This window comes from Acinetobacter sp. USHLN143, from assembly GCF_037145695.1.
GTDB lineage: Bacteria > Pseudomonadota > Gammaproteobacteria > Pseudomonadales > Moraxellaceae > Acinetobacter > Acinetobacter fasciculus.
The window spans coordinates 1-21,804 of record NZ_JBBCWZ010000018.1; the positions used below are offsets into that span (position 1 = coordinate 1).

The following is a 21,804-nucleotide window of genomic DNA, read 5'->3' on the forward strand; positions in this document are numbered from 1 at the left end:
AACTGAAGAAGAAAAACAATTACTTTGCAGAAGAGGATTGATCGAAACAGTGAATGATCAATTAAAAAATTTACATCAACTTGAACATTCACGTCATCGTTCGGTAAATAACTTCATGGTGAATATCATGGCTGCTGTAGTGGCTTATTGTTTGAACCCCAATAAGCCAACTTTCCAAAATATGCTAAAAGGTTAAGTGGATTTCATCGAACTCAGGTTAACTTACTTCCTTGGCGTGATGAGCTAAGAATTAAAAGAAATAATGAATTCGTGGCAATCTGCGTGGGGGCGCTGTTCTTAGGATTAGCAGCAGCAGGTTCTACCTGGTTTTATTATGATCACAAGCTTCAGGATCAGGAACAGGCCAATCAGCTGATTCAAAGTACCAACCAGAATCTGGATGTGCAGTTAAAGGCGCTTGAAGGTTTACAAGAACAGCGTAATGCAATTGTTGAACGGATGAAACTGATTCAGGGCCTACAAACCCAACGTCCGATTGCAGTGCATCTGATTGATGAAATTGTGCGGGTGACCCCAAGCAATATGTATATCACCAAATTCCAGCGTATCGGTGATAAGTTTACCATTGAAGGTCGAGCTGAGAGTTCAAATACGGTAGCAGAACTGCTCCGTAATCTGGAAGCTTCATCTTGGTATCGGAATGCCTTTATGAATGCCTTCCTGGTGGCTGAAGAAGCAAAAGAAAAGGCACCGAGCTCGATTATTCCACGTGTGGAAGAATCTTATGGCAGTTTTACTGTAACTGTAACTGTGGATCTGGATCAGATCGCTCAGCCAGTACTTAACGAAGAACAACAAGCAGTCGCTACAACTACGGGGGCATCATCATGAGTAATGAAGAATTCGATGAGTTCTGCCAAGATGTCGTCGCTGTACCCAAAAATAAAATGACTGTTGAAAAGTTTTTTCAGCAATTCAATACATTAGATCCAAATAACTATGGTAGCTGGCCTTTGTCGGTCAAAATTACCTGCTGGATTTTTATTGCGGCACTGGCATTTGCGGTGATTTACTTTGTCATGATCAGAAGCACGATTGAGTCAATTTCACAAGCCAGTGCTCAAGAACAAAACCTGCTGAATGAATTTCGCGAAAAAGAATCCAAATTACGCAATTTACAACAATATCAAATCCAGCTTCAGGAAATGGAAGCCCGTTTTAACCAGCAGTTAGAACAGTTGCCGAAAGAAACTGAAATTCCGGGTCTGGTTGAAGATATTAACCTGAGCGGTGTGAATTCAGGCCTGAAGTTTAAAAATATCCGTCTAGAGCCTGAAATTAAACAAGAGTTCTTTATTGAACAGCCAATTGCGATTGAAGCTACTGGGGATTATCACGCTTTTGGTTCCTTTGTGAGCAGTATTGCCGGCTTGTCACGTATTGTTACGCTGCATGATTTCACCATTACCGGTGCTGAAAACAAAGAGAAAAAATCTGAAATTCCGGTCATTGATTATGTGGTGAAAGCCAAAACTTATCGTTATGTCGGTAATGCGGAAGGTGCTGCAGCGCAGCCTGCAGCTAACAGCACTACTCAGGGGGCGCAGTAATGAAGAACATTAAAATTACTTCGGCTTTAACGCTTGGGTTTTTATTATTGGGATGTGATTCACGCATTGATGCAGTCAATCAGGAAATGGCCAATATTCGTAATCAGCCGCCTTTACCGATTGAACCTGCGCCTGATTTTATGCCAGTTGAAACCTTCAACTATGCAGCACATCAGATCAAAAGTCCTTTTTTACCAAGTTCTTTGGCTGCTGAACTGAAAATTATGGCGGGGAAACGGGTTTATCCAAACCTATCACGTCAACTGCAACCGCTAGAAAGTTATCCGCTGGAAACTTTGACCATGAAAGGCAGCATGCGTAATCAGGCCGGGCAGATTCTGGCTTTAATCCAGACGCCTGATGGTGAAGTTGAGCGGATCCAGCATGGTAGCTATATGGGGCTTAATCATGGTCGTGTGGTTGGAATTACACCGACACAGATCGATTTGATTGAGATTATTCCAGATGGCCGTGAGGGATATGTGGAACGTCCGCGAAGTCTGGTTCTTATCGGGCCGGCGCCATAAGTTTTAAAGGAATAACAATGAATAAGAGTATTAAAGAATTTATTTTTGGGGATGTTAATACAATGAATCGTGTGTTTCGTCAGTTTTCAATGGGTGCTGTTGCGATTGCGGTGATGCAAGTGGCCAGTGCGCAGGTTTCAATGACCAATGTAGTACCCATGCAGCTTCCTGGACAAGGAACTGAGATTCGGGTGATGTTCAATGGTTTGCCACCACAACCACAAGCCTACCAATTAGAATCGCCGTCACGTCTGATTCTGGACTTTGACAAGGCACAACAGAATTTAAAACAAAGCAGTATTCCGGTGGCAACACGTGAAGCCAGTTTGGTAGATGTCACTTCGGATGCTCAGCGGGCACGTTTGACGGTAAATTTGACCGAGGCTGGCGCTTTTACGACTCGCGTGGAAGGCAATACCTTTATTCTTAAAATTAACTCGGCAACTCCTGTTGCCATGGCTCAACCTGTGCAGCAACAGTCAGCTCAGGGTATTAGTAACATTGGTTTCCAGCGCGGTGCCCAAGGTGAAGGCCAAGTCGTCATCGATCTGGCAGGAAATAATACACCAGTCGATGTACAGCAGCAGGGTACCAAAGTTATTGTACGCACTTTAGGTTTCAAGATTCCGGCTCATTTGACCCGCCGTCTTAATGTGACTGATTTCGCGACTCCGGTATCGAGTGTGGATGCTGTGAATCAAAATGGTTCAGGCGTGATTACGATTCAGTCTGCGGAAAGTTATGAATATATGGCTTATCAGACTGATAACAAGCTGACCATCAGTTTGAAACGACCAGAAGCCAAGAGTCCATTGCGTCCTAAAACCGTTGCCTATACCGGTAAGAAGATTTCTTTAGATTTCCAGGATATCGAAGTGCGCCGTGTATTACAGCTCTTAGCCGATTTCACCGATATCAATATGGTGGCTGCGGACAGTGTGCAAGGTAATATTACTTTGCGCTTAAAAGAAGTACCGTGGGATCAGGCGCTGGATATTGTGCTGAAAACCAAAAATCTGGATAAACGCCGTAATGGCAATGTAATGTGGATTGCACCGATAGCAGAATTGATTAAAGCAGAAGAGGAAGAGGCTAAAGCATTAAAGCAAAGTATTAAGCTAGCTCCGCTTCAGACTGAATATCTGCAGCTTAGTTATGCTAAGGCTACAGATATCGAAAAACTGATTACTCAAAATAAAGGAGCATCAGGTAGTTCTAGTGATGGGGATAAAGAGAGTTTGCTGAGTTCAAGAGGATCTATTTCTATAGATGCTCGGACTAATACCTTAATTGTTAATGATACTCAGCAATTTATTGATAAAATTAAGAATATGGTAAATTTACTTGATGTTCAAGTGAAGCAGGTCATGGTTGAGGCCCGTATTGTTACAGCTGAAACCAACTTTTCACGTGATTTGGGAATTAATTGAGGTATACAGCGTATTAATCCAACTCTAAGTGGCGGATCTAATGGCTCTAATGTGTGGGGAGGAGACTATTCTCCAAGTCTAGATCTAAATGTGGATTTAGGGACTGCAAGTGCAGGAACATTTAGTTTTGGATTGCTAAAAATTTCTGACTATATGTTGGATTTACAGTTAACTGCACTACAAACAGATGGATTGGGTGAGATTTTATCTGCTCCTAAAATTATGACAGGTGATAAACAAAAAGCTCATATTTTACGCGGAACAGAAATTCCCTATCAAACATATAGTGCAGAAGGAGGAACAACAACTTCTTTTAAAGAAGCAAACTTGAGACTTGAAGTAACGCCAAGTATTACGCCAGATGGTAAAGTACAGATGGAACTCAAGATTGAAAAAGATAGTATCGGTACAATTACGCCTGAAGGTCCTTCCATTAATACCAATGAATTACAAACGAATGTATTGGTAAGTGATGGTGAAACAGTGGTATTGGGAGGGATATTTGATGATCTTAGAGTAAAGAATTCCAGTAAAGTACCATTTTTAGGGGATTTGCCTGTTTTAGGTAATCTTTTTAAAAATAGTTCAAGCACCTCAAGTCAAGCAGAGCTCCTGATTTTCGTTACACCTCGAATTGTTAATGACAGTGTTTCAAGAAATCATTAATATATTTTGAATTTAACAAAACGAATAGGTGACTCCTTGCCAAGCAAAGAGTTTGAAACCCTACCAAATATTTATTTGGTAGGGCCGATGGGGGCCGGTAAAACAACAGTAGGACGACATCTCGCAGAATTGTTAGGACGTGAATTTCTAGACAGTGATCATGAAATTGAACGTAAAACAGGTGCGACCATTCCCTGGATTTTTGAAAAAGAAGGGGAACAGGGTTTTCGTGACCGTGAAACTGCTGTGATTAATGACCTTACCTCACGTCCCCATCTGGTTTTAGCCACCGGTGGTGGTGCAATTACTCAGGTTTTAAACCGAGACTATCTGAAACAGCGCGGAATCGTTGTCTATCTCTATACGCCGGTTGAAATTCAACTGCAACGTACCTATCGCGATAAAAACCGTCCACTCCTTCAAGTCGAAAATCCGGAACAAAAGTTACGTGATTTACTGGCAGTTCGTGATCCCTTGTATCGTGAAGTGGCGCATCATATTATTGAGACCAATCAGGGTGCTGCACGAGATCTGGCGCAGCGGATTCTCAATCTCATTACTTCCAAAAACTAAGCTCATTGAATAAAGTGGTTAATCAAGCATGCAAACCTTATATGTAGAACTCGGAGAACGTCGTTACCCTATTTTTATCGGGAGCGATCTGGATCCACAGGCCTTATTGGCACCCTATATTCATGGCAAGCAAGTGATGATTGTAAGTAATACTACGGTTGCACCACTTTATTTGCAGCGTTATCAAACTGCAATTGAAGCTTTGGATAAGCGTGTTGCAACCTGTATTTTGCCTGATGGTGAAAAATACAAAGATAGCCAGCATCTGAATCTTATCTTTGATGCACTGCTTGAAGCCGGGTTTAACCGGGACTGTACTGTGCTTGCGCTGGGTGGGGGTGTGATTGGAGATATGGCTGGGTTTGCTTCGGCCTGTTTCCAGCGCGGTGTGTACTTTATTCAGGTGCCGACGACCTTGCTGTCGCAGGTAGATTCAAGTGTGGGTGGAAAAACCGGGATCAATCATCCACTCGGTAAAAACATGATTGGTGCTTTCCAGCAACCGCAAGTGGTATTGGCAGATATGTCGCAGCTTGCTACTTTACCGGACCGCGAGCTGTCAGCAGGTTTGGCTGAAGTGATTAAATATGCCCTACTCGGGGATGAAAATTTTTTAGTCTGGCTTGAAGAGAATATGGATGCTCTGGTTGCTCGTGATGAGAAATTATTGGCTGAAGCCGTTTACCGCTCATGTGCACATAAAGCACGGATCGTAGCCAATGATGAGAAAGAGCAGGGTGAACGTGCACTGCTGAATCTGGGTCATACCTTTGGTCATGCGATTGAATCCTACATGGGGTATGGTGTCTGGCTACATGGCGAGGCTGTTGCCACCGGTATGGTAATGGCTGCGGATCTGTCCCAGCGAATGGGCTGGATTTCTCAAGAGGATTTAGAACGTACAAAAAAAATCATTTCTCGTGCCAAACTTCCTGTGGTTTGTCCTAAAATCCCTCTGGATGATTTTCTGGCCTATATGGCCCATGATAAAAAAGTCTTAAATGGACAATTGCGTCTGGTGTTATTAAAGCAGTTAGGCGAAGCAGTGATTACCCGGGACTTTGATCTCGAGTTAATGAAACAGGCAATTTTAGCCAATCAGGCATAGGTTTAGTTTTATGGCAGCATTACATACTCCTTGGCAAAAGATTCAGCATTATTTCTGGCTGGTCTGTGGCGTATGCTGCCTATTTGCTGCCTTGGTCTTTTGGGCGGTGACTGATTCAGATGACGTCGTCGAAATTGAAAAAAAGCCTGAAACTGAAGTTCAGTTGCAGATTCAGCCGGAAAAAGTAGCCACAATGACCCATCTTGGTGCGCTTTTTCAGGAAGTGAAACCACTGGATCTAAATACGCGTACCCTCGTGAATGCCAGTCATGAGCCAGAATTTCGCGGTACCAAATTTGTCAATGAAGCGAAAAACCAGCACGCCATTGAATTATTTCGTGTGACCAATGAAGCCATTTTAAAAAGTTTTCTTAAAAAACAGTCCGATCGTAAACCTTTTATTTATTTAAGAATCTCAGGTGAAAATCAGCCAGAACAATATGTGTTGTTGTATGGTCAATATAAGACGGCGGCACAAGCCAATCAGGCACTCTCTACACTGAAGTTAAATTTACCGGCCTCAGTCAAGCCTGAAGTTGTAGCAATGCAGCAATATGCCAGTCTGGTCAATAATCTGGGTTCAGAGGAATTGGCCAGTAATCAAAAGCTTTACGAAATTCGTTTGAAAAACGTACCTTTGCCGAAAGTAGATGAATCGGTGCGACTTAGACAGCAGCAAACTCAAACTGAGTCCAAGCCGCGTAGCTCTGATGCTGCGACTACAAGTACCACAATTGTGCGCCGTGATTCATCGGGAAATGTAGTTGATGTACAGAAATCTGAAAGTGCTGTAGAAGGTACACCTCAACCGCAAAATAACAATAATCGACCTGCTCAGGGCAGTAATCCGCGTCCTCAAAATAACGAGATTAATGATCCATTTAATTAGTTCGGTCTAAAATAGCGCATCCAAAAAATTACAGAATTAAAAATGAGCGCTTTTGGTGCAAAAAATGCACATTAAAAATAACCCTTAGAGTGCTGTTCTGCGCTAAATCTTTGTCATTTGTATTGTTTTAATTTATGCGCTGTTTGTTGGCATGGAATTTGCTTTATTGGTGCATGAATTGAATTAATCTCCCTGTTTTAGCGCGAAAAATGATTCGATGACACCTTATGAATGTCATATTTATTCCAGATTTTTATGTTATTCATGAGCAGAATAAACTTTATTTGTTATGCATTTAGTCTAAAAAAGGACTAGTCTGAAGAAATAAAGAAAAATGCTTTTGCTCTACCAAGACGGTCTTCGAAAGTCCATTAGACGCCAGCGCAGAGAAAAATTTAGATTGTTTAATAGCCTGTTGAGGCTTCGTGAAAGAAGGGTACGCTATGCACATGCCATCGCCTAACAATGTAGCTCCCGCTCAAGGTTTATACCAACCGGATGAGTTTAAAGATAACTGTGGTTTCGGTTTGATCGCCCATATGCAGGGTGATGCAAGCCATGATCTCGTCAAGACCGCGATTCATAGTTTGAGTTGCATGACCCACCGTGGTGGTATTGCCGCAGATGGCAAGACTGGAGATGGTTGTGGTTTGCTCTTGGCAATGCCAAAAAAATTCTTCCGTGAAGAAGCAAAACGCTTAAGTGATACCACCTTAAGTGAAGTCTTTGCTGTAGGTTCAGTATTCCTAAATCTTGATCCTGCGCTTGCTGCTCATGCCAAACAGGTTTTAAACAAAGAGATTGAAGCTGAAGGTTTAATCGTTCTGGCTTGGCGTGTAATTCCGACCAATGTTGATGCACTGGGTGAAATTGCATTGCAATCGATGCCGGCATTTGAACAGATTATTGTTAACTGTCCAATGGGTGTGACTGAGGTTGAATTTAACCGTAAGTTATTCCTGGCACGCCGTCGTGCAGAGCAACTGTTAAGCAATGATGCTTCTTTCTATGTTACTACTTTATGTTCAACGGTCATCAGCTATAAAGGCTTGATGATGCCGGAAGCGATTGCAGATTTTTATACAGATCTGGCTGATCCACGTTTGGAATCGCATATTGTGGTCTTCCATCAGCGCTTCTCGACCAATACCTTACCACGCTGGCCTTTGGCACAGCCGTTCCGTTACCTCGCGCACAATGGTGAAATCAATACCATTACTGCGAACCGTAACTGGGCCATGGCACGTGTACCAAAATTTGAAAATCCGTTATTGCCGGGTTTAACTGAACTGAATCCAATTGTGAACCGTACCGGTTCGGATTCTTCAAGCCTGGACAACATGCTGGAGATTCTGGTGGGTGGCGGCATGGATCTGTTCCGTGCACTCCGTATGCTGGTTCCACCTGCTTGGCAGAACGTGGAAACACTTGATGCTGATCTTCGAGCTTTCTATGAATTCAACTCAAAACATATGGAAGCCTGGGATGGTCCTGCAGGTTTGGTGATTCAGGATGGGCGTCATGCGATCTGTATGCTGGATCGTAATGGTCTGCGTCCTGCGCGTTGGGTCATCACCAAAAATGGTTATATCACGCTGGCTTCTGAAATTGGCGTGTGGGGTTATCAACCTGAAGATGTGATTTCTAAAGGTCGTGTCGGCCCCGGCCAAATGCTGGTCATTGATACGCAAACCGGCAAGGTACTGGATACGCAAGATGTCAATAATCATCTGAAACGTATGCGTCCATACCGTGAATGGTTACGTGAAAATTCTGTACGTTTGCAAGGCAGTCCAGAGCTGGAAGAATATTTATGTGATCAAGGCTTAAAAGGCGATGGCCTGAAAGCGGCACAAAAAATGTTCATGGTGACCTTTGAAGAGCGTGACCAGTTGTTGCGTCCGATTGCTGAAAGCGGTCAGGAAGCTGTCGGCTCGATGGGCGATGATACGCCAATGGCGGTATTGTCTCGTCAGGTGCGCCATGTGTCGGATTATTTCCGCCAGCAGTTTGCACAGGTGACCAATCCGCCGATCGATCCGTTACGTGAATCGATTGTGATGTCACTGGAAACCTGTTTAGGTCGTGAACAAAACGTCTTTGAACAAGGGCCTGAGCATGCAGACCGCTTGATCATTTCCAGTCCTGTACTTTCTAATTCGAAAATGCATCAGATCCGTACGCTGGGTCGTGCCGGTTATGAAATTGCAGATATCGACCTGAACTATGCTGAAACCGAAGGTCTGCAAGCGGCAATTGCGCGTATTTGTGAAGAGTCTGCGCAAGCCATTCGTGATGGTAAAACCTTACTGGTGCTTTCAGATAAGAAAATCCGTGAAGGTTACTTGCCTGCCAATGCCTTCATGATCACTGGTGCGGTGCATCATCACCTGATTAATACAGGTCTGCGTACCGATGCCAACCTGATCATTGAAACCGGTTTTGCCCGTGATCCACACCAATTTGCGGTACTCCTTGGCTTTGGTGCAACAGCCATCTACCCATATCTGGCTTATGACGTGATCAATGATCTGGTCGCCAAAGGCGAGTTATTGGGTGACCCAATCTATGCACAAAACAATTTCCGTAAGGGGATTGAGAAAGGTCTGCTGAAAGTTCTTTCGAAAATGGGTATTTCTACGGTTGCCTCTTACCGTGGTGGTCAGTTGTTTGAAGCAGTGGGTTTATCCAAGGAAGTGGTGGACAAATGCTTCATCGGTGTACCAAGCCGTATTCAGGGTGCCACTTTTGTCGATCTTGAAAATGATCAGAAACAGTTGGCGGATATTGCCTGGAAAAACCGTAAGCCAATTGATCAGGGTGGTTTGCTGAAGTTTGTCTTTGGCAAGGAATATCATGCCTTTAACCCGGATGTAATAAACTCGCTGCATAAAGCCGTACGTTCTGGGAACTACGCAGACTTTAAAGAATATGCAGAACTGGTGAACAAGCGTCCAATTGCGACGATTCGTGACCTGTTCAAACTGAAAACAGATAATTCGATTCCAGTCGAACAAGTGGAATCGGTTGAAGAAATCCTGCCTCGCTTTGACTCTGCCGGCATGTCTTTGGGTGCACTGTCGCCTGAAGCACATGAAGCGATTGCGATTGCCATGAACACGATTGGTGGTCGCTCGAACTCAGGTGAGGGCGGTGAAGATCCAGCGCGTTACGGCACCATCCGTAACTCGAAAATCAAACAAATTGCATCGGGCCGTTTTGGTGTGACCCCTGCTTACTTAACGTCTGCAGAAGTCCTTCAAATTAAAGTCGCGCAAGGTGCAAAACCAGGTGAAGGTGGTCAGTTGCCGGGTGGTAAGGTAAACGGTCTTATTGCCCGTTTACGTTACTCTGTACCAGGTGTAACGTTGATTTCGCCACCTCCGCATCATGACATCTATTCAATTGAAGATTTATCACAGTTGATCTTTGATTTAAAACAGGTTAACCCACAGGCGATGGTGTCAGTTAAGCTGGTTTCTGAACCGGGTGTCGGTACGATTGCGGCAGGTGTAGCGAAAGCATATGCCGATTTCATTACCATTTCTGGTTATGATGGTGGTACAGCGGCTTCTCCACTTTCTTCAATTCATCATGCAGGTTCGCCATGGGAACTGGGTCTTTCTGAGGCGCATCAAGCCCTTCGTGTTAATGACCTGCGTGGTAAAGTTCGCGTACAGACAGATGGCGGTTTAAAAACCGGTCTGGATGTCGTAAAAGCAGCAATTCTCGGTGCTGAAAGCTTCGGTTTTGGTTCGACTCCGATGATCGCATTAGGTTGTAAATACCTGCGTATCTGTCACCTAAATAACTGTGCAACCGGTGTCGCGACTCAACAAGATCATTTGCGTCAAGAGCATTATATTGGCGAGCCACAAATGCTGATTAACTTCTTCACCTTTATTGCTGAAGAAACCCGTGAATGGCTGGCAGCACTGGGTGTATCGAGTCTGAAAGACCTGATCGGTCGTACGGATCTGCTTGAAGTGCTTCCAGGTGAAACTGCAAAGCATGCACATCTTGATTTAAGTAAATTGCTAGAGTCGCATCCTGCTGCAGAAGGTAAAGCACAGTACTGCGAAGTACAGGGCAATGCACCATTCGATAAAGGGATTCTGGCAGAGAAAATGGTGGATGAGATTCTACCTGCGATTGAAGCAGGAACTGGCGGTGAATATAGCTTCACGATCGGTAACTGTGACCGTTCGATTGGCGCACGCTTGTCTGGTGAAATTGCGAAACGTTATGGCAACTTGAGCATGGAGGCCCATCCGGTGAAAGTTCACCTGAATGGTACCGCAGGCCAGTCACTGGGTGTCTGGAATGCCGGTGGTCTGCACATCAGCCTTGAAGGTGATGCCAATGACTATGTTGGTAAAGGTATGGCCGGTGGTCGTATCTCGATTTTCCCGCCAAAAGGTTCGCCATTCCAGACGCAAAATACCGCGATTATTGGGAATACATGTTTGTACGGGGCGACTGGCGGTAAGTTATATGCAGCGGGTACAGCGGGCGAGCGTTTCGCGGTGCGTAACTCGGGTGCATTTGCCGTGATTGAAGGTGCAGGTGATCACTGCTGTGAATATATGACCGGCGGTATTGTTACGGTGCTGGGTAAAGTTGGGCATAACTTCGGTGCGGGTATGACTGGTGGTTTTGCTTATGTACTTGATCTGGATAATGACTTCGTTGATCATTATAACCACGAGCTGATTGAGCTGAACCGTATTTCCACCGAAGCGATGGAAGAGCATAAAGCCTTCCTGGGTCGTATTCTGGATGAACATATTAAAGAAACGGGTAGTGCTTGGGCGTACAAGATCCGCCATGAGTTTGACTTTTACAGCCGCAAGTTCTGGTTGGTAAAACCAAAAGCAGCTAACTTGCAAACGCTGTTAAAAACAACTCAAGCTGATCCACAATAATTCCACTACTGCAGAAACATAGGCAGATGTAAGGCAACTGTGAACTCCTTACATCTACCCACGGAGAGAGACATGGCAGAACGCCTGAATAATGACTTTCAATTCCTGGATGTCGCACGCCAAGATCCAGAGAAAAAAGAGATTGATGTCCGCAAAGCAGAATTTGTGGAAATTTATAAGCCTTATACAGCGGAAATTGCAGCCAATCAGACGCATCGCTGCCTAGGCTGTGGTAACCCGTACTGTGAGTGGAAATGTCCGGTACATAACTACATTCCAAACTGGTTGAAACTGGTGTCTGAAGGACGTCTGTTTCAGGCGGCTGAACTGTGTCATCAGACCAATACCTTGCCAGAAGTCTGTGGCCGTGTCTGTCCACAAGACCGCCTGTGTGAAGGGGCGTGTACCCTGAACGACGGTTTCGGTGCAGTGACGATCGGGAATGCAGAAAAATATATCAACGATACCGCCTTTGCATTGGGCTGGCGTCCAGATATGTCCAATGTGCAATGGACCAATAAGAAAGTCGCGATTATCGGGGCAGGTCCTGCAGGACTTGGCTGTGCAGATATTCTAGTGCGTAACGGGGTAAAACCTGTAGTCTTTGACAAGCGTCCGGAAATCGGTGGTTTGCTGACTTTTGGTATTCCAGAATTCAAAATGGAAAAAGACGTAATGAAACGCCGCCGTGAAATTTTCACGGGTATGGGGGTGGAATTCCGTCTGAATACTGAAATTGGCACAGATGTGACTATTGATCAATTGCTCGCGGACTACGATGCTGTGTTTATGGGCATGGGAACCTATACCTATATGAAAGGTGGTTTTGCCGGTGAAGAACTGGATGGTGTGTATGATGCACTAGATTTCCTGATCGCCAATGTCAATCGTTGTCAGGGCTGGGAAAAAGACCCAGCTGAATACATCAGCGTTGAGGGTAAGAAAGTCATCGTTTTAGGCGGTGGTGATACTGCGATGGACTGTAACCGTACTTCGATCCGTCAAGGTGCTGAATCCGTGGTCTGTGCTTACCGTCGTGATGAAGAAAACATGCCGGGTTCACGCCGTGAAGTACAAAATGCACGTGAAGAAGGGGTGAATTTCCAGTTTAACCGTCAGCCGATCGAAATTGTCGGTGAAAATGGTAAAGTGACCGGTGTGAAATTTATTACTACTCAGCCGGGTGAGCCGGACAGCCGCGGTCGCCGTAGTCCAGAGCCGATTCCGGGCTCAGAAGAAACTCTTCCAGCGGATGCAGTCCTGCTTGCTTTCGGTTTCCGTACCAGCCCAGCTGACTGGTTCACCGATGTAGAAATCAATCTGGATGGTTCAGGTCGTGTGCTTGCTGCTGAACAGCAGCAATACAAATTCCAGACCTCAAATCCGAAAATCTTCGCTGGTGGTGACATGGTTCGTGGTTCTGATCTGGTGGTAACTGCAATCTGGGAAGGCCGTCAGGCAGCTGAAGGGATTCTGGATTATCTAGATGTTTAACAGTTGAAAATTCACTGAAATCATTCAAACAACCCGCTACGGCGGGTTTTTATTTTTGGATATTGTCTAACTTAAAGAGAGGCCATTAAAAAAGATTATAAAAAGTAACAAAACTTTAGAAAATACTGTTTAAAATCAAATTAATTATATAAATTTTAATAAAGAATTGAGGACAAGATATCATGCGTGTATTCAAACAATCTCTTATCGCCTTGATGCTGGCCAGTACCTTGACCCTGAGTGGTTGTGGTTATAATACCTTACAAGTCAAAGATGAAGCAGTCACTGCCGCCTGGTCGGAAGTACAAAACCAGTATCAGCGCCGTGCCGATCTGGTACCTAATCTGGTCAATGTAGTCAAAGGCTATGCCTCGCATGAAGAGCAGGTTTTAACGGAAGTAACACAAGCACGTGCCAATGTTGCCGGTTTAAAAGTAGATCGTGAAGTGCTGGAAGATCCTGAATTATTCCAGCGTTATCAGGAAGCACAGGCCCAGATGACCAGCGCCTTGTCTCGTCTGTTGGCTGTGAGTGAAAATTATCCAGATTTGAAAGCGAATCAACAGTTCCGTGATCTACAGGTACAGTTAGAAGGCACTGAAAACCGGATTGCTGTGGCACGTAACCGGTATATTACGACAGTACAGGACTTCAACTCTTATGCGCGTCAGTTCCCGCAAGTCATGACAGCCAAAGTGATTGGCATGGATACCAAACAGAACTTTAGTGCCGAGCAAAGTGCCCAGAAAGCGCCAACGGTTTCCTTTGAATAAGTAAGATTTGTAGATAAGCGAGAGATCAGATGTCCGAGATGCTGCTGAAATACTGTGCTGGTTTGCTTCTCATGCTGGGCATGGGAATAACCACGCTTGTTTCAGCAGAAACAGCCACAGCTACAGATACTGAAGAGGTCATCGTAGCGCGTGAAATTTTGCAGCCTAAAACGAATCAAAATACTCAAACTCAAACTCAAAATACAGAAACTGCAGCAGCATCACAGCCACAAATTGCCAATGACATGGCGGAAGGGCAGTTTCGGCGCGACTTGCCAAGCCTGAATGAACCGGTCATTGATCAGGCAAATTTACTTAGTCCCACTGAAAAACAGCAACTCAGTCAGCGTATTTTGAAACTTTATAATGAAGGCAAAGGGCAAATAGGTGTAGTCATTGTTCCGACTACGGGGCAGGAAGATATTTTTGATTACTCCATGCGCGTTGCTGAAGCCTGGCAGCTGGGTTCAGCTAAACGCGATAATGGTTTATTGATGACTATTGCCATCAATGATCGCCGTATTCAGATCCTGACCGGTTATGGTCTGGAAGGTGTACTGCCCGATATCGTGGCAGGCCGGATTATCAATGACAAGATCACACCGTACTTTAAACAGGGCCAATATGCGCAAGGGATTGCTGCAGGTCTGACTGAAATTGAACGGATTTTAAATCTGGAGCCTGAACTTGCCGCACAGGCGGCCGATGAGCTTAAAGAACGTCAGGAACAGGCTTATCAGGCACAAAAAGCCAGTAAGGCGACGTTCAGTAGTGTGCTGTTTATTATTGTGGCTGGTGTGATTGCCTCAATGATTTTTGGCAGAAAACTCAGTGCTGCAACTGCCGCAGTTGCAGGCACAGCTGCCGGTCTGGTCAATGGCATGGGTTTAATCGCCAGCTTAATGATTGGTGCAGGGGTATTCTTTTTACTGGTCACCTCACTTGCGCAACTGATTTTACACGCCTTTATGGCAGGTGGTGGCCGCGGCGGTAGTGGTCGTGGTGGTTTTGGGGGCGGCGGCTTCGGCGGTGGCGGTGGTGGATTTGGTGGGGGAGGAGCATCAGGCTCATGGTAACAACGACAGACACGACAGAAATTGTCACGCAGCCAAAGCTGGAAGAACATGCACAGCCGAGCTTTAAGCGTTGGCTCAAGCATTTCTTTTATATGCCGGCAACCAAGCGTTTTTTCTCCAAGCAGGATCAGCATGCGATTGCAGTGGCGGTGGAAGAAGCTGAGCATGGGCATGTGGGGGAGATTCAGGTGGTGATTGAAGGCTGTCTACCTTCACGATCTGCCTATTATCAGGATACGCTTTGTCGAGCTCGCCAGTTGTTTGCTGAAATTGGCGTTTGGGATACCGAATATAATAGTGGTGTACTGCTCTATTTGAACCTCTGCGAGCACAAGGTTGAAATTGTGATTGATCGTGGAATTAAAAATGCAACGACCCAGCAAGTCTGGGATGAAATCTGCCAAAATATTATTCAGCATTTAGTCCAGCAGCAGTTTAAAGAAGGGGTGATCGAAGGAGTGAAACTGATTGGAAAAGTTTTAGACCAGTACTATGATCGTAAAATAGATGATTTAGAAAATGAATTAGGGAATAAACCAATCATTCTGGGGTGATTTTAGTTAACTAATTGACAAAAATTGTCAGTTAGTTACACAAAAGAAAACATAATACTTACAAAAATAAAAATATTTTTTTAAACTACTGTTTTTTCTGCCAAAATTATTATAATAAAACTTGGCACACTTAGTGCTAAATATAAAATAAGCTAAATGAGCTTTTTCTTTTAAGCTTATAAATAAACAAAAACATTTGTGGAGAATGTTATGAATACAGTACAAAAGGGTTTTACCCTTATTGATACTCCATAAGTGTCCATATAAAATGAACAATCCATAAGTAAGTCAATATGGACAGGCTTTGTTGCACAAACCTATCTGTAAAGGGTTTTTCAGCGATATAATTTTCAAATGAAGAAGCCTACACACAAAATCTACCGCACAACCAATTGGCCCGCATATAACCGAGCACTCATGAGTCGCGGAAATATTGCCATTTGGTTTGATCCTGCTACGCAATGGTATGCGCCATCAAAAGGCAAACAAGGGCGAAATCAAACCTACTCCGACGCAGCCATCCAATGCTGCTTAATGATTAAATCCTTATTCCGTCTGTCTTTACGTATGGTTACTGGCTTTGTGCAAAGTCTGATTAAACTCTCTGGCTTAAATGGGACGGCCCCAGATTATTCGACCATATGTAGAAGACAAAAGCATATTGATATTGTAATCAGCTACCAAAAAAGTAGAGATGGGCTGCATCTACTTATGGACTCTACAGGCATGAAGTTTCTAGGTGAGGTCGAATGGAAGCGCAAGAAACATGGACCTGAATATCGTCGCCAATGGCGTAAACTACATATTGGTATAGATGCCAAAACCCTGCAAATACGAGCAGTTCAGCTTACAACCAATAATGTCAATGATTCACAGGTGCTTGGTGATTTACTTAATCAGATTCCACAAGATGAGCGGATTGACTCTGTTTATACCGATGGAGCTTATGACACCAAGCAATGCCGTCAGGTCATTGCAGATCGGCAAGCGCATGCGGTGATTCCGTCAAGAAAAAATGCAAAGCCTTGGAAAGACAAGCAAGCGAGATCTATAGAGAGGAATGAATTATTGAAAACGGTCAAACGCCTAGGAAGAGTCATTTGGAAAAAGTGGTCTGGGTATCATCGCCGAAGCTTGGTAGAAACCAAGATGCATTGCATTAAATTATTGGGCGATAAACTGAGTGCAAGGAGCTTTCAAAGCCAAGTCAATGAGATTCATGCACGTGTGGCAGTCCTCAATAAATTCACTGAATTAGGCCGACCTCATACCCAAGTTGTCTCTTAAATTTGAGTAGCTTAGGGGAACTCTAGTTTTTAAATCTTTGTGCAACAAAGCCTAAAAAATAAATTAAAAAGAGTGCGTTAGCACTCTTTTTAATTTATTTTTTTAGGATCTTATAAATATAATTAGGATTGTATAAATATAAAAATGTCTAAACGCCTTAAATTTTTTCTTTGTCATTTTAGTATTTCAATATTAATAGTGTTTGCTGTAATGGGGTTGGTTTTTTTTGTTTGGTATCCATTACCACTAGCTAAAGCTGTTGGTGTAACTCATATTTTCCTGATGATGCTCACCATTGATGTTATCATTGGTCCATTGTTGAGCTTATTGGTTTATAAAGAAGGAAAAAAATCACTAAAATTCGATTTAATGGTGATTATTATTATTCAACTATCTGCTCTCTGTTATGGTATCTATAGTATTGAACAGGGTCGTCCTGCATGGTTGGTTTATAATGTTGATCGCATTGAACTGGTTCGAAAAAATGAAATCATTCAGGGGGATTTCAAAAATATTCAACCACAATTTCAACAATCCTCTTGGTTAAAACCTCAATATGTAGCAACTGATTTTTCTAAAGATACTCAGCAACGCAGTGAAGAAATGTTTGCAGAAGTTTTTAATGGGATTTCCATTGCACAACGTCCAGAACGCTATATAGAGCTGACTCAAGCCAAAACCCAAATTCAATAACGTGTATTGCCACTTAAAGAATTGGAACAGTACAACTCAAAAACAGAAATTGAAAAAACTTTAGCAAAATATTCCGATGCAGATGCTTGGTTGTCTTTAAAAGCCAATGCTGTCGATATGGTCGTCTTAATTAATAAAGATACTGCAGAAATCATTAAAACTGTCGACCTTCGTCCTTGGGATTAGTCTTTACGAGAAAATCTAAAAAAGCAGATTAAGCTTTAATCTGCTTTTTTGTTTATCATGTGCCAAACTTCTACTGCCTGATATTTCCATGAAATTCACGCTTGCCCTTATCGCAGCAATCCTGATCTCTCTTGCATGGCTCATGCCCGTGCATTATCGTCCTTGGGTGACTTATACGGGGGAGCTATATGCCTTCTTTGCATTATTTGCGCTCGCTGTAATCTGCTTAAAAGAAAAAGTAAGAATTCCAGCACTTAATCTGCCGCTATTGCTCCTCGCTGGTGTGCCGTTGATCCATTTTCTGGCAGGGCAGGTGTTTTTCTTTAGCATCGCCATGATGGGCTTTATTTTCGTGTTTAGCTTTTGGCTGGCAAGTGTGTTGGGTTATCACCTTTCAACAGGAAACTATAACCGGGAAGAAACCTTTACTAATCTGAGTTATGTATTTTTGGCTTCAGGGACAATTACGGGTTTAATTGCGCTGTGTCAGTGGGCTAATCTGGATTCTGTACTGCCAGGCATGGTGAATATCAGTGGTACACAGCGGCCTTATGCCAACTTTGCCCAGCCTAATAATATGGCGACTTTCTTGGTCATGGCTTTGATGAGCTGCCTTTACTTATATGAAAAGAAAAAAATCCAGACCAAATGGTTATTTGCCTGCGCTACAGTGATTGTCATGGGAGTGGCTTTAAGTCAGTCACGTACCGCGTGGGTCGCTGCGATTGCGATCATACTGTATCTGGCGTTCTATCAATATAAAGGCATCATTCGCCTGAAATGGTATTACAGCATCACTTGGTTGATCTTCTTTATTTCCTCTATTGTGACTTTTCCATTACTCAGTCAGTTGGCTGCACAGGCAATGGATACGGACGTCATACAAAGCAGGGATGTGGTAGTGCGTGCCACCGGAGATATGTCACGCCTCGCGATCTGGCAGCAGATGCTGGCTGCCATTCAGGCACAGCCATGGTTTGGCTATGGCTGGTATCAGACCAGTGTGGCTTTTGTCTCGATCAGCGATACAGTACAAGGTCCGGTCTGGATTCGTAGCGCACATAATTTTATTCTGGATTTTTTACTCTGGAATGGACTGCTCATCGGTCTGCCTTTCTTGGCCTACTTTGGTTATTTGGGTTATCAGCTGCAACGCTGGGTCAATACCCCAGAGTCTGTCATTGGGATCTTGATGATTGGGGCATTTGTGACGCATGCCATGTTTGAGTTTCCACAGCACTATGCCTATTTTCTGTTGCCAGTGGGTTTTATTCTGGGGACGGTCTTGGCACAAAATCTAAAAATTAAAACGATTACCTTGTCTTCGATATGGATGAAACTGACTTTTAGCCTTGGATTAATCTTATTGCTCGTGATTTACCGGGATTATGATGTTGCTGTACCAAAACTCGGACAAAGTATTCGTTATGAAAAGCAGCCGGAAAAAATCACCAATGAAAAACCGATTTATCTGCTGACCGAGTTTAATCATCGCATTGCCTGGATTCGTCTGAATCCTTATAGCAAAGTGGCTGCTGAACAGATTCAGGAAGGTGAACAAATGGTCTTCAGTTATGCGACTAAATATAACCTGATCAAATATGCCAAACTCTTAGCATTTAATGGTTACAAGACTGAGGCTAAGCACCAGCTGCAACGCCTAAAGGCTATCCAGAAAACTGAAATGAGTTATGAGGAATTAACGCGGGATATGCCACGCCAATAAGTACAAAAAAAGCCAGCAGATGCTGGCTTTTTTTTATTGTGAATCGAATCTTAGAGCTGACTTTGAATATAGTTTTCGATAGCCACACTTTCAATCAGGTCGATTTGCGTGGTTGTCCAGTCCAGATAGTTTTCTTCTTTTTCCAGAATTTCCTGTAGCAGATCGCGGGTCACATAATCCATTTCCGTTTCAGCCAGTGCCACAGCTTTCTGAATGGTTTCGATATTTTCTTTGACTTTGCGCACATCACAATGCAGCACTTCTTGAGTGTGCTGGCCGATATACAGTTTGCCCAGATGTTGCAGATTTGGCAGACCTTCTAAAAATAAAATCCGTTCAATGATCTTGTCGGCATGCTTCATCTGAACAATGGATTCTTTATATTCTGCCGAGCCCAGTTTCTCAATGCCCCAGTCATTAAACATGCGCGAATGCAGGAAATACTGGTTAATCGCAGTTAGGTGGTGATACAACACCTGATTGAGCTGATTAATCACATCACGATTGCCTTTCATCGCATAACTCCATTTGGACCTGTTTTATCTTTCTAAGAAAGCGCTCTAATCCTGATAGTAAAACAAGTCAGGGGCAAATGGCGAGTAATTTATCAAATCAAAAGTAAAATCTCGTTTTCAAGGCAGGGATATAAATGAGTGACCTAAGCCATACGACATGAAATGTCGTTTCAAGTTAACATTTTTAACTTTGGATATTCTATTGGTTATTTTCATTGATAAAATAATCGCATGAAAACACTTAAATTACGCATTAAAGATAAACATTCTAAGATATTAGAGCAATTAGCATCTGAAGTGAATTTCGTCTGGAATTATGTCAATGATTTAAGCTTTAAACACCTTAAAAGAAAAGGTGAATTTCTCAGTGCTTACGATATTGCTGAATATACGAAAGGTACATCTAGGCTTTGTGGGTTACATAGTCAAACCATTCAGGCTGTTACCGAAGAATTAGTCATACGCAGAAAGCGATTCAAGAAGACCAAACTAAAATGGCGGGTCAGTCATAAGAAATCAGCCAGAAGATCACTAGGTTGGATACCCTTCAAGAAAGTAGCAATCAAGTATGCTGATGGCCATATCCAGTATGGCAAGCATCAGTTTAAAATATGGGATAGCTATGGACTGTCAAATTACATTATCAAGACTGGTTCGTTTGTCGAGGATGCGCGTGGCCGTTGGTATGTCTGCTTAGTTGTGAATAGCCCTAAAATTGAGAAATCGACTGCGACTAATTTGATTGGGATTGATCTGGGCTTAAAGGATATAGCCACTTGTTCGGATGGTACGATAATTTCAAATCCCAAGTTCTACCGTCAATATGAACAGAAATTAGGGATTGCTCAACGAGCTAAAAATAGAAAACGTGTCCGTGCATTACACGCCAAGATTGCAGACTGTCGTAAAGACCATTTGCACAAAGCAAGTACGATGCTTATAAAGAAAAATGCACTAATTGTTGTAGGCGATCTGAGTGCGAAAAAACTGGTGAAAACCAAGATGGCGAAGTCTGTTCTGGATACCGGATTTTCAGCATTCAAGACCATGCTCAAGTATAAATGCGAGAACGCAGGAGTATGGTTTGAAGAAGTTAGTGAAAGTTTCACAACCCAAATGTGTTCGTGCTGTGGTGAGGTCACTGCAAGCAGTCCGAAAGGTAGAGCAGATTTGCGAATAAGAGTATGGGAATGTGAAAACTGTTCAAGTGTTCTGGATCGGGACTTGAATAGTGCTAAGAACATACTTGCGCTTGGGCATAAGCGTCTCGCAGGAGGAATCAGCTCTATTTAGGGAGGTGAGGATGTCAAGGAACAGCAAATGAAAATCAACATCGAATCGATTCAGATGAATGGCAATAAAAACCCGCCAGAGTCAAAGGCGGGGGAGGAGTAATGACCAAAGATCATTGTTTTTTCATTATGTTTATAGGGAGAAATCTTTCTAAATTTATGCTGCAACGGCCAGTCGTGCTGCAATTTGTGAAACTTCATCACTGATAATCATACGGGCTTCTGGTGCACAGCGGCCACAGCAAGTTCCCAAGTCCAACATATCGCGTACATCACGATAACTCTCAGCGCCATTTGCAATAGCATCTTTAATGTCTTGATCTGTAATGCCACGGCATAGACAAACGTACATAGGACACAACCACAGTGATTAAATAAGATAAGTAATATTATTGATAATTGTTATCGTTTGTCAATAAAAATCATTTGAAATAGCTTTTATCGTGATTGATGATTTAGATAAGAAACTACCATCTGAGCGGAAATCCAAGCACTGCTCGGATTTCCACACAAAAGCAA

Annotated in this window: 18 protein-coding genes and 2 pseudogenes; 18 read left to right on the forward strand and 2 right to left on the reverse strand. The window is 43.3% G+C overall.

What is annotated here, in order from left to right; translation table 11 throughout:
- The 17 genes and pseudogenes from WFH18_RS06885 to WFH18_RS06960 all read left to right on the forward strand — a co-directional run.
- Positions 1 to 196: transposase (locus WFH18_RS06885; RefSeq protein WP_336754579.1), on the forward strand; the 196-nt coding region annotated here is incomplete at its 5' end.
- Positions 197 to 249: 53 nt separating this feature from the next.
- Positions 250 to 852, forward strand: a complete 603-nt coding sequence (locus WFH18_RS06890) for a PilN domain-containing protein (RefSeq protein ID WP_155861575.1) — start codon at positions 250 to 252, stop codon at positions 850 to 852.
- Positions 849 to 1,571 carry a type 4a pilus biogenesis protein PilO gene (locus WFH18_RS06895; RefSeq protein WP_155861574.1) on the forward strand — a complete coding sequence of 241 codons (723 nt, stop codon included), beginning with the start codon at positions 849 to 851 and terminating at the stop codon, positions 1,569 to 1,571. The genes WFH18_RS06890 and WFH18_RS06895 overlap by 4 nt, the downstream gene beginning before the upstream one ends.
- Positions 1,571 to 2,098, forward strand: coding sequence for a pilus assembly protein PilP (locus WFH18_RS06900; RefSeq protein WP_155861573.1), 528 nt, complete (start codon positions 1,571 to 1,573; stop codon positions 2,096 to 2,098). Before WFH18_RS06895 ends, WFH18_RS06900 begins: the two co-directional genes overlap by 1 nt.
- Positions 2,099 to 2,115: 17 nt before the next feature.
- Positions 2,116 to 3,525 (forward strand): annotated as a pseudogene (locus WFH18_RS06905) (AMIN domain-containing protein); the annotation flags it as partial.
- A gap of 54 nt (positions 3,526 to 3,579) precedes the next feature.
- Positions 3,580 to 4,194 carry a hypothetical protein gene (locus tag WFH18_RS18520; protein WP_410487243.1) on the forward strand — a complete coding sequence of 205 codons (615 nt, stop codon included), beginning with the start codon at positions 3,580 to 3,582 and terminating at the stop codon, positions 4,192 to 4,194.
- A gap of 36 nt (positions 4,195 to 4,230) precedes the next feature.
- Complete coding sequence (gene aroK / locus WFH18_RS06910) at positions 4,231 to 4,767, forward strand: shikimate kinase AroK (protein WP_004644955.1); 537 nt, start codon at positions 4,231 to 4,233, stop codon at positions 4,765 to 4,767.
- 28 nt (positions 4,768 to 4,795) lie between these two features.
- On the forward strand, positions 4,796 to 5,875 hold the full coding sequence (aroB, locus tag WFH18_RS06915) for a 3-dehydroquinate synthase (RefSeq protein ID WP_164543269.1): 1,080 nt from the start codon (positions 4,796 to 4,798) through the stop codon (positions 5,873 to 5,875).
- Positions 5,876 to 5,885: 10 nt separating this feature from the next.
- Positions 5,886 to 6,764 (forward strand): hypothetical protein, encoded by an 879-nt coding sequence (locus tag WFH18_RS06920; protein WP_164543268.1) that lies wholly within the window; start codon positions 5,886 to 5,888, stop codon positions 6,762 to 6,764.
- A 449-nt stretch (positions 6,765 to 7,213) separates the two neighbouring features.
- Positions 7,214 to 11,689: a glutamate synthase large subunit gene (gene gltB, locus WFH18_RS06925; RefSeq protein WP_171064277.1), complete on the forward strand. Its 4,476-nt coding sequence runs from the start codon at positions 7,214 to 7,216 to the stop codon at positions 11,687 to 11,689.
- A gap of 72 nt (positions 11,690 to 11,761) precedes the next feature.
- Positions 11,762 to 13,183 (forward strand): glutamate synthase subunit beta, encoded by a 1,422-nt coding sequence (locus WFH18_RS06930; protein WP_164543267.1) that lies wholly within the window; start codon positions 11,762 to 11,764, stop codon positions 13,181 to 13,183.
- Between the two features lie 182 nt (positions 13,184 to 13,365).
- Positions 13,366 to 13,956 (forward strand): LemA family protein, encoded by a 591-nt coding sequence (locus WFH18_RS06935; protein ID WP_004732432.1) that lies wholly within the window; start codon positions 13,366 to 13,368, stop codon positions 13,954 to 13,956.
- 29 nt (positions 13,957 to 13,985) lie between these two features.
- A complete protein-coding gene (locus WFH18_RS06940; RefSeq protein WP_164543266.1) occupies positions 13,986 to 15,032 on the forward strand; it encodes a TPM domain-containing protein in 1,047 nt (348 codons plus the stop codon).
- Complete coding sequence (locus tag WFH18_RS06945; RefSeq protein ID WP_164543265.1) at positions 15,026 to 15,586, forward strand: TPM domain-containing protein; 561 nt, start codon at positions 15,026 to 15,028, stop codon at positions 15,584 to 15,586. The genes WFH18_RS06940 and WFH18_RS06945 overlap by 7 nt, the downstream gene beginning before the upstream one ends.
- A 354-nt stretch (positions 15,587 to 15,940) precedes the next feature.
- Complete coding sequence (locus WFH18_RS06950) at positions 15,941 to 16,873, forward strand: IS5 family transposase (protein ID WP_336754717.1); 933 nt, start codon at positions 15,941 to 15,943, stop codon at positions 16,871 to 16,873.
- A gap of 144 nt (positions 16,874 to 17,017) precedes the next feature.
- A pseudogene (gene tfpZ / locus WFH18_RS06955) lies at positions 17,018 to 17,752 on the forward strand (TfpX/TfpZ family type IV pilin accessory protein).
- A gap of 88 nt (positions 17,753 to 17,840) precedes the next feature.
- Entirely contained in the window at positions 17,841 to 19,478 is a 1,638-nt protein-coding gene (locus WFH18_RS06960; protein WP_164543121.1) for a PglL family O-oligosaccharyltransferase, read from the forward strand.
- 50 nt (positions 19,479 to 19,528) lie between these two features.
- On the opposite strand, the gene bfr is transcribed toward WFH18_RS06960, so the two are convergent.
- The gene (gene bfr, locus WFH18_RS06965; RefSeq protein ID WP_164543120.1) at positions 19,529 to 19,993 is read right to left on the reverse strand and encodes a heteropolymeric bacterioferritin subunit Bfr; all 465 of its coding nucleotides are present in this window, start codon (positions 19,991 to 19,993) and stop codon (positions 19,529 to 19,531) included.
- Positions 19,994 to 20,224: 231 nt separating this feature from the next.
- Between bfr and WFH18_RS06970 the strand changes: the two genes are divergently transcribed.
- Positions 20,225 to 21,286 (forward strand): RNA-guided endonuclease InsQ/TnpB family protein, encoded by a 1,062-nt coding sequence (locus WFH18_RS06970; protein WP_164543119.1) that lies wholly within the window; start codon positions 20,225 to 20,227, stop codon positions 21,284 to 21,286.
- A gap of 156 nt (positions 21,287 to 21,442) precedes the next feature.
- Here the strand turns inward: WFH18_RS06970 and WFH18_RS06975 are convergent, their stop codons facing one another.
- Positions 21,443 to 21,637, reverse strand: coding sequence for a bacterioferritin-associated ferredoxin (locus WFH18_RS06975; protein WP_004644972.1), 195 nt, complete (start codon positions 21,635 to 21,637; stop codon positions 21,443 to 21,445).
- Positions 21,638 to 21,804: the final 167 nt, after the last annotated feature.